The 12,847-nt window shown below is 64.0% G+C and carries 12 protein-coding genes; 7 read left to right on the top strand and 5 right to left on the bottom strand.

Annotated elements, in window-relative coordinates; genetic code table 11:
* Window positions 1–143: 143 nt before the first annotated feature.
* The 5 genes from KMZ68_RS02475 to KMZ68_RS02455 all read left to right on the top strand — a co-directional run bounded on the left by KMZ68_RS02475 (window position 144) and on the right by KMZ68_RS02455 (window position 6,559).
* Window positions 144–629, top strand: coding sequence for a (2Fe-2S)-binding protein (locus KMZ68_RS02475; RefSeq protein WP_215614334.1), 486 nt, complete (start codon window positions 144–146; stop codon window positions 627–629).
* Window positions 630–734: 105 nt separating this feature from the next.
* Window positions 735–3,074 carry a xanthine dehydrogenase family protein molybdopterin-binding subunit gene (locus KMZ68_RS02470; protein ID WP_215614333.1) on the top strand — a complete coding sequence of 780 codons (2,340 nt, stop codon included), beginning with the start codon at window positions 735–737 and terminating at the stop codon, window positions 3,072–3,074.
* A gap of 14 nt (window positions 3,075–3,088) precedes the next feature.
* Window positions 3,089–3,889 (top strand): FAD binding domain-containing protein, encoded by an 801-nt coding sequence (locus KMZ68_RS02465; protein WP_215614332.1) that lies wholly within the window; start codon window positions 3,089–3,091, stop codon window positions 3,887–3,889.
* 210 nt (window positions 3,890–4,099) lie between these two features.
* Entirely contained in the window at window positions 4,100–5,416 is a 1,317-nt protein-coding gene (locus KMZ68_RS02460; protein WP_215614331.1) for an LLM class flavin-dependent oxidoreductase, read from the top strand.
* Between the two features lie 30 nt (window positions 5,417–5,446).
* Window positions 5,447–6,559, top strand: a complete 1,113-nt coding sequence (locus KMZ68_RS02455) for a CaiB/BaiF CoA transferase family protein (protein ID WP_215614330.1) — start codon at window positions 5,447–5,449, stop codon at window positions 6,557–6,559.
* 102 nt (window positions 6,560–6,661) lie between these two features.
* Here the strand turns inward: KMZ68_RS02455 and hppD are convergent, their stop codons facing one another.
* Window positions 6,662–7,780 carry a 4-hydroxyphenylpyruvate dioxygenase gene (gene hppD, locus KMZ68_RS02450; protein WP_215614329.1) on the bottom strand — a complete coding sequence of 373 codons (1,119 nt, stop codon included), beginning with the start codon at window positions 7,778–7,780 and terminating at the stop codon, window positions 6,662–6,664.
* 124 nt (window positions 7,781–7,904) lie between these two features.
* Here hppD and KMZ68_RS02445 point away from each other — a divergent pair, with 124 nt between their 5' ends.
* Window positions 7,905–8,381: an Lrp/AsnC family transcriptional regulator gene (locus KMZ68_RS02445; RefSeq protein WP_215614328.1), complete on the top strand. Its 477-nt coding sequence runs from the start codon at window positions 7,905–7,907 to the stop codon at window positions 8,379–8,381.
* Window positions 8,382–8,477: 96 nt separating this feature from the next.
* Complete coding sequence (locus KMZ68_RS02440) at window positions 8,478–8,789, top strand: DUF1272 domain-containing protein (RefSeq protein ID WP_215614327.1); 312 nt, start codon at window positions 8,478–8,480, stop codon at window positions 8,787–8,789.
* A 63-nt stretch (window positions 8,790–8,852) separates the two neighbouring features.
* On the opposite strand, the gene fahA is transcribed toward KMZ68_RS02440, so the two are convergent.
* The 4 genes from fahA to KMZ68_RS02420 form a co-directional block, all read right to left on the bottom strand.
* Window positions 8,853–10,130 carry a fumarylacetoacetase gene (gene fahA / locus KMZ68_RS02435; RefSeq protein WP_215614326.1) on the bottom strand — a complete coding sequence of 426 codons (1,278 nt, stop codon included), beginning with the start codon at window positions 10,128–10,130 and terminating at the stop codon, window positions 8,853–8,855.
* Between the two features lie 165 nt (window positions 10,131–10,295).
* The gene (gene hmgA / locus KMZ68_RS02430) at window positions 10,296–11,642 is read right to left on the bottom strand and encodes a homogentisate 1,2-dioxygenase (RefSeq protein WP_215614325.1); all 1,347 of its coding nucleotides are present in this window, start codon (window positions 11,640–11,642) and stop codon (window positions 10,296–10,298) included.
* A gap of 2 nt (window positions 11,643–11,644) precedes the next feature.
* Window positions 11,645–12,598, bottom strand: a complete 954-nt coding sequence (locus KMZ68_RS02425) for an MBL fold metallo-hydrolase (RefSeq protein ID WP_215614324.1) — start codon at window positions 12,596–12,598, stop codon at window positions 11,645–11,647.
* Window positions 12,599–12,617: 19 nt separating this feature from the next.
* Complete coding sequence (locus tag KMZ68_RS02420; protein WP_215614323.1) at window positions 12,618–12,845, bottom strand: DUF2783 domain-containing protein; 228 nt, start codon at window positions 12,843–12,845, stop codon at window positions 12,618–12,620.
* Between the last annotated feature and the right edge of the window lie 2 nt (window positions 12,846–12,847).

Raw genomic sequence — 12,847 nt, 5'->3', positions numbered from 1 at the left:
TGCGGCGTATCGATCCCGGCCTTCGCCCGGACGATGGCTGAAAGACGACATCACAATGACCTCCGCGACGAAAATCCTAGTTGCAAAGTTCCGTCCCCGTGCTTCTAATTGGAACAACTAAAAATCATCGGGAGGGATTACGCGTGTCTACAGTCAAATTGACGGTGAACGGCAAGGCCGTGTCGGCCGAGGTCGAGGACCGGACTCTTCTTGTCCATCTCCTGCGCGAGCAACTGAACCTGACCGGTACCCACGTCGGCTGTGACACCAGCCAGTGCGGCTCCTGCGTCGTCCACATCGACGGCAAGGCGGTCAAGTCATGCACCGTGCTGGCAGGACAAGCCGCAGGGAGCAACGTCACCACCATCGAGGGCATCGCGAAGGGCGACGAATTGCATCCGATGCAGGCCGCTTTCCGCGACAATCACGGACTGCAGTGCGGCTACTGCACGCCGGGCATGATCATGTCGGCGATCGATATCGTGAACCGCTATGGCGGCAAGCTCGACGAGGCCACCGTCCGGCACGAGCTGGAAGGCAACATCTGCCGCTGCACCGGCTACCACAATATCGTCAAATCGGTGCTCGACGCCGCCGGCCGCATGAAGGTCGCGCAGGCGGCGGAATAGTCCCGCGTCCTGCACGGCGAGAGCTTCGAAATTCGGAAAAACCGACTGCGGTCTGCGCCCTCAGCATTTTGGCGCCGGCGATGCGGTCCGACAGGGAGAGATGCGATGGGTGTTGAGGGCATTGGCGCCAGCGTAGTGCGCAAGGAAGACCGGCGTTTCATCACAGGCAAGGGCCGCTACGTCGACGACATCAAGATTGTCGGCATGACCTACGCGCATTTCATCCGCAGCCCGCACGCGCATGCCAAGGTGAAGAGCATCGACGCCTCGGCGGCGAAGAAGATGCCCGGTGTGGTCGACGTGCTCACGGGCAAGCAGATCGTCGATGACAAGGTCGGCAATTTGATCTGCGGCTGGGCCATCACCTCCAAGGACGGCTCGCCGATGAAGATGGGCGCATGGCCGGCGATGGCGCCGGAGACCGTGCGCTTCGTCGGACAGGCGGTCGCGGTCGTGATCGCCGAGACCAAGAACCAGGCCCGCGACGCCGCGGAAGCCGTCGTGGTCAATTACGAAGAACTCCCGGCCGCCGCCGATATTCGCGCCGCGATCAAGCCGGGCGCGCCGCAGCTGCATCCGGAAGCGCCGGGCAATGTGATCTACGACTGGACCATCGGCGAGGAAGCGGCGACGGACGCGGCGTTCAAGGCCGCGGCCAACGTGGTCTCGCTCGACATCACCAACAACCGGCTGGTGCCGAACGCGATGGAGCCGCGCGCGGCGATCGGGGAATACAACGAGGCCGAAGAGCATTTCACGCTGTACACGACCTCGCAAAACCCGCATGTCGCGCGCCTCGTGCTGTCGGCGTTCTACAACATCGCGCAGGAGCACAAGCTGCGGGTGGTGGCGCCCGATGTCGGCGGCGGTTTCGGCTCGAAGATCTTCATCTATCCCGAGGAAATGGTGGCGCTGTGGGCCTCCAAGAAGGTGCGGCGCCCGGTGAAGTGGACCGGCGACCGTTCCGAGGCCTTCCTGACCGACGCCCACGGCCGCGATCATCTGACCAAGGCCGAACTGGCGTTCGACAAGGACAACAAGATCACCGGCCTGCGCGTCAAGACCTACGCCAATCTCGGCGCCTACATGTCGCTGTTCTCCTCCTCGGTGCCGACCTATCTCTATGCGACGCTGCTGTCGGGCCAGTACAACATCCCCAACATCTTCGCCGAGGTGATCAGCGTCTACACCAACACCACCCCGGTCGACGCCTATCGCGGCGCCGGCCGGCCCGAGGCCAGTTTCGTGGTGGAGCGGCTGATGGAGACGGCGGCGCGGCAGTTGAAGGTCGATCCGGCGGAATTGCGCCGCAAGAACTTCATCACCCAATTCCCGCATCAGACCCCGGTCATCATGGCCTATGACATCGGCGATTTCGGCGCTTCGCTCGATTCCGCGATGAAGGCGATCGACTACGCCGGCTTCCCCGCGCGCAAGGCGAAAGCCAAGTCCGAGGGCAAGCTGCGCGGCCTCGGCGTCTCCTGCTACATCGAGGCCTGTGGCATCGCGCCCTCGAAGGCGGTCGGCAGCCTCGGCGCCGGCGTCGGCCTGTGGGAATCCGCCGAGGTCCGCGTCAACCCGGTCGGCACCATCGAAATCCTGACGGGATCGCACAGCCACGGCCAGGGCCACGAAACCACCTTCTGCCAGCTGGTCGCCGAACGCTTGGGCGTCCCGATCAGCCAGGTGCAGATCGTCCACGGCGACACCGACAAGGTACAGTTCGGCATGGGCACCTACGGCTCGCGCTCGGCCGCGGTCGGCCTGACCGCGATCCTGAAAGCGATGGAGAAGGTCGAGGCCAAGGCCAAGAAGATCGCCGCGCATCAGCTCGAGGCGTCGGAGAACGACATCGTGATCGAGAACGGCGAGTTCAAGGTCACCGGCACCGACAAGTCGATCGCGCTGCCGATGGTCGCGCTCGCCGCCTACACCGCGCACAACCTGCCCGACGGCATGGAGCCCGGCCTGAAGGAGGGCGCGTTCTACGACCCGACCAACTTCACCTTCCCGGCCGGCGCCTATATCTGCGAACTCGAGGTCGATTCGGCCACCGGCAAGACCTCCTTCGTCAACTTCGTCGCGGCCGACGATTTCGGACGGCTGATCAATCCGATGATCGTCGAAGGCCAGGTCCATGGCGGCCTTGCGCAAGGCATCGGTCAGGCGTTGCTCGAAGGCGCCGTCTATGACAGCTCCGGCCAGCTCGTGACCGCGTCGTTCATGGACTACACCATGCCGCGCGCCGACGACCTGCCGTCGTTCAAGCTGAACCACACCACGACGCTGTGTCCGGGCAATCCGCTCGGGGTCAAGGGTTGCGGCGAGGCCGGCGCGATCGGCGCATCCGCAGCCGTCATCAACGCCATCACCGACGCCATAGGCAACAACAAGCTCGAGATGCCGGCGACACCCGATCGGGTGTGGCACGCCATTCACGGTTGAGAGGGAGCATCATCATGTACGAGACCACCTATCATCGCCCCTCTTCTGTCGACGAAGCGGCAGCACTGTTTTCGAAGGGCAAGGAGTCGAAATATCTCGCCGGCGGCCACACCCTGGTCCCGGTCATGAAGCAGCGGCTGGCCTCGCCATCCGACGTGATCGATCTCGGCAAGCTCAAGGACCTGATCGGTATTGAGGTTGCCGGGGACACGCTGACCATCAAGGCGGCGACGACGCATTACGACGTCGCCACCAGCGGCCCTGTGCAGAAGGCCATTGCCGCGCTCGCCCATCTGGCCTCGCAGATCGGCGATCCGGCGGTGCGCCATCGCGGCACCATCGGCGGCTCGATCGCCAACAACGACCCGGCAGCGGATTACCCGGCGGCGGTGCTCGCCCTCGGCGCCACCGTGAAGACCAACAAGCGCTCGATCCCGGCGGACGAGTTCTTCAAGGGCCTGTTCTCGACCGCGCTGGCGGACGGCGAGATCATCACCCAGGTGTCGTTCCCGGTGCCAGCCAAGGCGGGGTATTCCAAGTTCCCGCATCCGGCATCGCGCTTCGCGCTGACCGGCGTGTTCGTGGTCAAGACCAAGGCCGGCGACGTCCGCGTCGCCGCCACCGGCGCCTCGCAGAGCGGCGTGATGCGGGTGCCTGCGATCGAGGCGGCGCTGAAGGCCAACTGGTCGGCGGGCGCGCTCGACGGCGTCAAGATTTCCGCGGATGGTCTGATGAGCGATATCCATGGCTCATCGGACTATCGCGCCAATCTGATCAAGGTGATGGCGCAACGCGCAGTGACTGCCGCCGGCTGATAGCGTCTAAACACAAGGCTCATGCAAGCGGCGCGCAGCAATGCGCGCCGCTCTGCATTTGGTCATATTCCACTCAAATGACACTTGCCACGCTGCCCACAAGGCGAGACAATTTAGCTAATCAACTAATTAAACGAAATAATCTTGCGCATATTCTGATCGCAAAACCGGTACCCACTTTTGCGGAATGCACGGCTCCCGGGAGGAACCATGAAGTTCGGCATTTTCTACGAGCACCAATTGCCGCGGCCGTGGAACGAGGGCGACGAGGTCAGGCTGTTTCAGGAGGCGCTCGACCAGGTCGAACTCGCCGACAGGCTCGGCATCGACTACGCCTGGGAAGTCGAGCACCACTTCCTCGAGGAATATTCGCACTCTTCCGCGCCGGAAATCTTCCTCGCGGCGTGCTCGCAGCGCACCAAGAAGATTCGCCTCGGCCACGGCATCTGCCTGATGCCGCCGAAATACAACCACCCGGCGCGGGTCGCCGAGCGCATCGCGACGCTGGACCTCGTCTCCAACGGCCGGGTCGAATTCGGCACCGGCGAGAGCGCCTCCCTGATGGAGCTCGGCGGCTTCAATGTCGGCTTCGATCCGGTCGAGAAGCGCCGGATGTGGAAGGAGGGCGTCGAGCAGTGCACCAACATGATGGCGATGGACCCCTATCCCGGCTTCAAGGGCGAGTTCTTCGAGATGCCCTGCCGCAACGTGGTCCCGAAACCGCTGCAGAAGCCGCATCCGCCGCTGTGGGTCGCCTGCTCCAACCGCGAGACCATCAAGATGGCGGCGCGCTGCGGCATCGGCGCGCTGACCTTTGCCTTCGTCGATCCGCGCGAGGCACGGCAATGGGTCGATGACTATTACCGCATCTTCAAGGAGGAATGCGTGCCGATCGGTCACGCCGTCAATCCCAATGTCGCGATGGTGACCGGCTTCTCGGTGCATCCGGACGAGATGGAATCGCGCCGCCGCGGCGAGGACGGCTTGCGGTTCTTCCGCTACGGCCTTGCGCATCATTATATCTTCGGCGAACACAAGCCGGGCCGCACCGACATCTGGGCCAATTTCGAAAAGGCGCGGCATGCGCTGCCGCCGGCCGGCGCCGATCACGGCATCGGCACGCCGGACCAGTTGCGGACCCATCTGCGGCACTTCGAGGAATCAGGCGTCGACCAGACCGTGTTCATCCAGCAGGGCGGCCGCAACCAGCACAAGCATATCTGCGAGGCGCTCGAGCTGTTCGCAAAGGACGTGATGCCGGAATTCCGGCAACGCGAAATCGAACGCGAGAAGCAGAAGCAGGAAGAGCTCGCGCCCTATATCGAGAAGGCGATGGCGCGCAAACAGGCGATGCAGCCGATGCGCGACGAGGAGATTCCGGTCTATGTCGCGCTCGGCCGCAAGATCGCCGAAGAAGGCGTCGCCACCGAACGCCAGAAGCAGAACGCCAAGCTGTGGGCCGATGCCGCCAAGGTGACCCTCAGCGATCCTGCCCGCCACGGCGGCAAGACCTCCGCAACGTCATAGTCCTCTTACTTCATCAACGGAAAAAACAACGTGCTCGATCAATCAGCCCCCAAATCCTCCACCCGCACCTCCGGCCCGCTGGCGGGATTCCGCATCGTCGAATTCGCCGGCATCGGCCCCGGGCCCTTTGCCTGCATGATGCTGGCGGACATGGGCGCGGAGGTGGTCACGCTCGATCGCGTCGGCGCCAAGAAGAACATGAAGTCGGTCGCGGGCCGCGGACGAAAGGTGGTCGAACTCGACCTCAAGGACAAGGCCGCGGTGGCGCAGGTGCTCGACCTCCTGGCCAATGCCGATGCGCTGATCGAAGGCTTTCGTCCCGGCGTGATGGAGCGGCTGGGACTGGGGCCCGACGTGGTGCAGCCGCGCAATCCGCGCCTGGTCTATGGCCGCATGACCGGCTGGGGCCAGGAAGGCCCGCTGGCGCAGGCCGCCGGCCATGACATCAACTACATCTCGGTCACCGGCGCGCTGGCAGCGATCGGCCCGAAGGAAAAGCCGGTGCCGCCGCTCAATCTGGTCGGCGACTTCGGCGGCGGTGCGCTGTACCTTGTGGTCGGCGTGCTCGCCGCGCTGCTGGAAGCCTCGAAGTCCGGCAAGGGCCAGGTGGTGGACGCCGCGATGTGCGACGGCGCCGCGTCGCTGATGTCGATGTTCTTCGACATGACCGCGATCGGCCGCTGGAGCGAGGGCCGCGAAAGCAATTTCCTCGACGGCGGCGCGCATTTCTACGGCGTCTACGAATGCGCCTGCGGCAATTTCATCTCGATCGGCTCGATCGAGCCGCAATTCTACGCGCTGCTGCGCCAGCATGCCGGCCTCGCCGACGCCGACTTCGACGCCCAGATGGACCGCAAGGCCTGGCCCGCGCTGAAGCAAAAGCTCACAAGAGTGTTCAAGAGCAAGACGCGCGAGGAGTGGTGCAGAATCATGGAAGGCACCGACATCTGCTTCGCGCCGATCCTGACCATGGCGGAAGCCCCGAAACATCCGCACATGGCCGCGCGCAAGATCTTCGTCGAGCGCCACGGCGTCACCCAGCCCGCGCCCGCGCCGCGCTTTTCGCGCACGCCATCGGCGATCCGCGAGCCGGAAACGGCTGACATCGCCAGCCTCGCGAGCGAGTGGAAGGCGGCGAGATAGGTGTCTCCGGCGCCATTGCGCAACCACCGCTGTCATCGCCCGGCTCGACCGGGCGATGAGTTTTTATTGTGGCGACCTCCCAGCAGTCATTCAGCGCCGTAGCTACGCCGCGTCGTCCACCTTCAGAACGCCGCGGCGGATCTGGTCTTCCTCGATCGATTCGAACAGCGCCTTGAAATTGCCTTCGCCGAAACCGTCGTCGCCTTTGCGCTGGATGAACTCGAAGAAGATCGGCCCGATCGCGTTGGCGGAAAAGATCTGCAGCAGCACCTTGGTGTGGCCGCCCTCCATTACGCCTTCGCCGTCGATCAGGATGCCGTCGCGCTTCAGCCGGGCGACGTCCTCGCCATGCTCGGGCAGCCGCGCATCGACCTTCTCGAAATAGGTGTCGGGCGGCGACGGCATGAACGGCAGGCCGTCGGCCCGCAGCCTCTCGACGGTCCGGTAGATATCCCTCGAACCGCAGGCGACGTGCTGGATGCCCTCGCCGCGATAGACGCTGAGATATTCCTCGATCTGTCCGGAGTCGCCGGCGTCCTCGTTGATCGGAATCCGGATCTTGCCGTCGGGGCTGGTCAGCGCCCGCGAGAACAGGCCGGAGGCGCGGCCCTCGATGTCGAAGAAGCGGATCTGCCGGAAGTTGAACAGTTTTTCGTAGAAGCCGGTCCAGACATCCATCCGGCCGCGATGGACGTTGTGGGTGAGGTGATCGATGTAATACAGCCCCGCCCCCTCCGGCCGCGGATCCTTGGCGCCCGTCCATTCGAACTCGGCGTCATAGGCCGAGCCCCTGGCGCCGTAGCGGTCGACGAAATACAGCAGGCTGCCGCCGATACCCTTGATGGCGGGAACATCGAGCGCCTTCTGCGCGGCGGGAATGTCCGCAGGCGCCGCGCCGAGCGACAGCGCACGCTCGTAGGCCCGTTTCGCGTCGACGACGCGAAACGCCATCGACGGCGCGCAGGGTCCGTGCGCGGCAACGAAGTTGGCGCCGTGGGTGCCCGGCTGCTCGTTGACCAGATAGTTGATGTCGCCCTGGCGATAGACCGTGATCTGCCTGGTCTTGTGGCGGGCGACCGGCGCATAGCCCATCAGCCGGAACAGCGCGTGCAGTTCTTCGGGCCGGGGGTGGGCATATTCGACGAATTCGAAGCCGTCGGTGCCCATGGGATTGTCGGCCGATATCACGGCGGTTGGCGCGTCGTGCGGAAATGGACCCATGGCTTGCGAATCTCCCCTGATTTGAGGCTTGAATAATCGGTCGCCGGAGGCGCAAGGTGCGTGCAAATGATTGGCAATGTCGCCTCGCCACGCACGGTTCGTGCACAATTGAGGACTTTTGCGCATGATTCAGGTTGACGGCTTTGACCTCAAGATATTGGGCGCGCTGCAGGATGACGGCCGCCTGACCAACCAGCAGCTCGCCGATCTGGCCGGCCTGTCGGCCTCGCAATGCTCGCGGCGGCGCATGCGGCTGGAGCAGGAGAAGGTGATCGCGGGCTATCACGCCGACCTTGCCGCCGAGGCGCTCGGCTTCAACGTCATTGCCTTCATCCAGATTACGCTCGCGACCCATTCGCCCGACAACGCGAAGAAGTTTCGCGCGCTGGTCAACCGCGTCGACGATATCCAGGAGGCCTATTCACTGACCGGCGACGCCGACTATCTGCTGAAGGCGGTGCTGCGCGACCTCAAGAGCCTGTCGGACATCGTCAACAACGTGCTGATGCCGCACCAGAGCGTGGCGCATGTGCGCTCCTCGATCGTGCTGGACCGGTTGAAGGAGAGCGCAAGGCTGCCGCTCAAGGAGTTGGCGCGGTAATTTCGCGGGAGATGGCCGAAATCGAGGGAGATTCGGCATTCGAATCAAATCTCCGATTTGCGATGCTCCGCCTCGCCTCAAGCTGACGAGACCGCCATGGCGCTGCAACTCCGGCCGAACTGCGAATATTGCGACAAGGACCTGCCGCCCAATTCCACGGAAGCACGGATCTGCTCTTACGAATGCACGTTCTGCGCGGACTGCGTGGAGACCAGGCTCCACAATGTTTGCCCGAACTGCGGCGGCGGTTTCGTGCCGCGGCCGATCCGTCCCGCGAGGGAATGGCGGCCCGGCGTATCCGTGCAGAAGCATCCGCCGTCGGACAAGCGCGTGCATCTCAAATACAGCCCCGACGAGGTCGCCGCGCATTCGACGAAGCTGCGGAATATTGCGCCGGAGATGCGCTGAACTCCCAACCCTCGTCGTCCCGGCGAACGCCGGGACGACGCGGAATATGTGTGTCCATTGCTATCACACGGCTGGCGTAATCGTCCCCTCGACCTCGCCAAAGCCGACGCGGTAGCCGTCGCCCTGGCACCAGCCGTGGAAGCTGAGCGAATCGCCGTCTTCGAGAAACGTCCGCTTGACGCCGCCAGCCAGCTCGACCGGCTCGGTGCCGTTCCAGCTGATTTCCAACAGGCTGCCGCGCTGGTGCTTGTCCGGGCCAGAGATGGTGCCGGAGCCCAAGAGATCGCCGACGTTCATGGCGCAGCCGGATGAGGCGTGGTGCACCAGTTGCTGCACCGAGGACCAGTACATGTATTTGAAGTTGGTGCGGCAGATATTGGCGGCCTCGTTCATCTGCGCCGCGCGCAGGGCGACGTCGAGTTGCAGGTCGTAGTTGTTGGGCTCGGTCTGCCGCAGATACGGCAGCGGCGCCGGATCCTGCACCGGGCCTTGAACGAGGAACGGCTCCAGCGCTTCGCGGGTGACGATCCACGGGCTGATCGAGGTCGCAAAGGCCTTGGCCTGGAACGGCCCGAGCGGCACGTACTCCCACTGCTGGATATCGCGCGCGCTCCAGTCGTTCAGCATCACGAAGCCGAAGATCATCGCCTCCGCCTGCTTCTCGGTGAGCATCTCGCCCATGACAGAGGATTGGCCGATCACAGCCCCCATCTCGAGTTCGAAGTCGAGCCGCTTGCAGGGACCGAATGAGGGCACCTCGGCGCTCGGCGGTTTCAATTGGCCGCGCGGCCGGCGTACCTTGGTGCCGGAGACCACGACGGTGGAGGCGCGGCCGTTATAGGCGATCGGCATGTGCAGCCAGTTCGGCTGCAGCGCATTGTCCTTGCCGCGGAACATGACGCCAACATTGGTGGCGTGTTCCTTCGACGAATAGAAATCGGTGTAGCCGGCAACCGCGATCGGCAGATGCAGCCGGACGTCCGCAATCGGCACCAGCGCGCGGGCGCGCAGGATCTTGTTGTCGCGCAGCTGCGGATTGTCGTGACGCAACAGCTCGCTGATCCGCGCCCGGGTGCGCGACCATACCTTCGGCCCCAGCGCCATGAAAGCGTTGAGCGAGCCTTGCGCGAACACGTCGAAGGCCGGCGCGAGATCGACCAGCCCCTCGCTCTCCAGCACCGCGAGATCGAGAACATGATCGCCGATCGCAACCCCGACGCGCGGCGCGGGCGCGGCGGCGGTCGAGAACACGCCGTAAGGCAGGTTCTGGATCGGGAAGTCGGAGGCGGGATCGACCGCAATGAAGGAGCGGAGCGAGGGATCGTTGGGGTGGGTGGTCACTTGCGGCTTCGTCCTTTCTTGCCCTCTCCCCTTGTGGGAGAAGGTGGCGAAATCGACCGGAGGGAGATTGCGCCGGATGAGGGGTTTGCCTCCGCGGAGAGAGACCCCTCACCCGCCCGCGCTTCGCTTGGGCACCCTCTCCCACAAGGGGAGAGGGTAAGATCGTCAAGGCCTGTTCGGGTCGAACCGCTTTTCCAGTCCCTTCCAGCAATCCGCGTAATCGTGCTGCAATGTCGACGACTTCGCCGCGTGCGCGGTGATGCGCTGGGGAAAACGGGTTTCGAACATGAAGGCCATGGTGCCGGTCAGCTTGACCGGCTTCAATTCGCCGTTGCTGGCATGGTCGAAGGCCTCGCGGTCCGGGCCGTGCGGCAGCATCATGTTGTGCAGGCTGATGCCGCCGGGCGTGAAGCCTTGCGGCTTGGCATCGTAGACGCCGTAGATCAGCCCCATGAATTCCGACATGATGTTCATGTGATACCACGGCGGACGGAAGGTGTTTTCCGCCACCATCCAGCGTTCCGGGAAGATGACGAAGTCGATGTTGGCGGTGCCCGGGGTTTCCGAAGGCGCCGTCAGCACCGTGAAGATCGACGGATCGGGATGGTCGAAACCGACCGCGCCGACCGGCGAGAAGGTGCGCAAATCGTATTTGTACGGCGCGTAATTACCGTGCCAGGCGACGACGTCGATCGGCGAATGCGGCAGCGTGGTCCTGAACAGCGAACCGCCCCATTTCACGAACAGTTCGGTCGGCGTGTCCTTGTCCTCGTAAGCTGCGACCGGCGTCAGGAAGTCGCGCGGATTGGCGAGGCAATTGGCGCCGATCGGGCCGCGCTCCGGCAGCGTGAAGGCGCCGCCGTAATTCTCGCAGAGATAGCCGCGCGCCGGACCGCCTGACAGTTCGACGCGGAACTTGACGCCGCGCGGGATTATCACGATCTCGGCAGGCCCGGCATCGATCCGGCCGAACTCGGTGACGAAGCGCAAGCTTCCCTGCTGCGGCACGAACATCATCTCGCCGTCGGCATTGTAGAAATGCTGATCGACCATCGATTTGGTGATGAGGTAGACATGCGCCGCCATGCCTGCTTGCGTGTTGGCGTCGCCCGCCGTCGTCATGGTCTGCACGCCCTGCAGGAAGGTCTGGTCTTCCTTCGGAATCGGCGCCGGGTCCCAGCGCAACTGCTCGACCGATATTTCCTGCTCGAAGCACGGCGCGGTGCGCCACAGCCCGGCATCGACCCTGGCGAAGCGGCCGGAATGTTTCACCGACGGCCTGATGCGATAGAGCCAGGAGCGCTCATTGCTGCCGCGCGGCGCGGTGAACGGCGAGCCCGAGAGTTGCTCGGCATAGAGCCCATAGGCACAGCGCTGCGGCGAGTTGCGCCCGATCGGCAGCGCGCCGGGCAGCGCCTCGGTCTCGAAGCTGTTGCCGAAGCCGGACATGTAGCCCGGCGTGATATTGACGGAGCTTCGGCCGATCACGTCGGGAGAGGTGTTGATATTCATGGTCATCCTCCTTGCAAGGCGGCCCACATTTCCTGGTCGCGTTTGTCGGTCCAGATCACGGGATCGTCGATCCCCGACGCTTCATCGAACGCGCGCGAGACGTTGAACGGCAGGCAGTGCTCGTAGATCGCAAAGCTGGAAAACTTCGGATCCATCACCTCGCGGGCCGCCGCCATGGTTTCCTTGAGGCTGCGGCCCCTGGCGACCGCCGATTCGGCCGCGCCATAGAGCGTAGTGACGAAATCGCGCGTCATCGCGATCGCCTCGCGCCCCGTGGCAATGCCCTTTAGCGCGTCGCCGCGTCCCGGCGCGATCGCCTTGGGATTGAAGGCGCGAATTTCGTTGAGCGTCATCGGCCATTCGCGCAGATGTGCGTCGCCGCAGTAGCAGGCGGAATGGTATTCGATCAGGTCGCCGGAAAACATCACTTCGGCGTCCGGCACCCACGCCACGATATCGCCGGAGGTGTGGCCGGCGCCGAGCTGCATCAGCCGCACCTCGCGTTTGCCGAGATAGATCGACATCTCGCCTTCGAAAGTCAGTGTCGGCCAGGTCAGGCCGGGGATACTCTCGGCATCCTGGAACAGCCGCGGAAAGCGGCCGTATTCGGAATCCCAGTCCTGCTGGCCGCGCTCTTCGATCAGCCGGTAGGTTTCCTGCGAGGCGACGATGCCTTGCGCCTTGTAGGCGGAGGCGCCGAGCACCCGCACCGCGTGATAATGCGACAGCACCACATATTTGATCGGCTTGTCGGTGACCTTGCGCACCCGCTCGATCACCTTGTTGGCCATCGCCGGGGTTGCCTGCGCGTCGAACACGAGGCAGCCGTCGTCGCCGACGATCACGGCCGAATTGGGATCGCCCTCGGCGGTGAAGGCATAGAGGTCGGTGCCGATCTCGGAGAAGGTGATTTTCTTCTCCGCCATGTCGGTCGTCGATGCGAAACCCTTGGCCATCAATTCCATTCCCTTTGCGTTACTGCTGTTGTTGCTGTTGTTGCTGGCTCGCATCCGCCATCCGCCGCTGCGCCAGCGAAATCGCTTCGCGCAGCACGGCGAGATCGCCGATGTGATTGGCCAGAATGAGGACCAGCGCCGCGTCGAGATCGGCGCTCTGATCGTCGGTCAGCCCGCGATGTGCTTCGACCACGGCGCGAAACGCATCGTCGGGCTTGGCGAAATTCGAAGAGGTAGATAATGCCATGG

The sequence above is a fragment of the Bradyrhizobium sediminis genome (assembly GCF_018736105.1).
Taxonomy (GTDB): Bacteria; Pseudomonadota; Alphaproteobacteria; order Rhizobiales; family Xanthobacteraceae; genus Bradyrhizobium.
This window is presented reverse-complemented; position numbering and strand designations above follow the sequence as displayed.

Bases quoted from the DNA above. Each gene is read 5' to 3' on its own strand.
- KMZ68_RS02470 (WP_215614333.1), top strand. From the start codon at position 735: ATGGGTGTTGAGGGCATTGGCGCCAGCGTAGTGCGCAAGGAAGACCGG.
- KMZ68_RS02465 (WP_215614332.1), top strand. From the start codon at position 3,089: ATGTACGAGACCACCTATCATCGCCCCTCTTCTGTCGACGAAGCGGCA.
- KMZ68_RS02460 (WP_215614331.1), top strand. From the start codon at position 4,100: ATGAAGTTCGGCATTTTCTACGAGCACCAATTGCCGCGGCCGTGGAAC.
- hppD (WP_215614329.1), bottom strand. From the start codon at position 7,780: ATGGGTCCATTTCCGCACGACGCGCCAACCGCCGTGATATCGGCCGAC.
- KMZ68_RS02445 (WP_215614328.1), top strand. From the start codon at position 7,905: ATGATTCAGGTTGACGGCTTTGACCTCAAGATATTGGGCGCGCTGCAG.
- KMZ68_RS02440 (WP_215614327.1), top strand. From the start codon at position 8,478: ATGGCGCTGCAACTCCGGCCGAACTGCGAATATTGCGACAAGGACCTG.
- hmgA (WP_215614325.1), bottom strand. From the start codon at position 11,642: ATGAATATCAACACCTCTCCCGACGTGATCGGCCGAAGCTCCGTCAAT.
- KMZ68_RS02425 (WP_215614324.1), bottom strand. From the start codon at position 12,598: ATGGCCAAGGGTTTCGCATCGACGACCGACATGGCGGAGAAGAAAATC.
- KMZ68_RS02420 (WP_215614323.1), bottom strand. From the start codon at position 12,845: ATGGCATTATCTACCTCTTCGAATTTCGCCAAGCCCGACGATGCGTTT.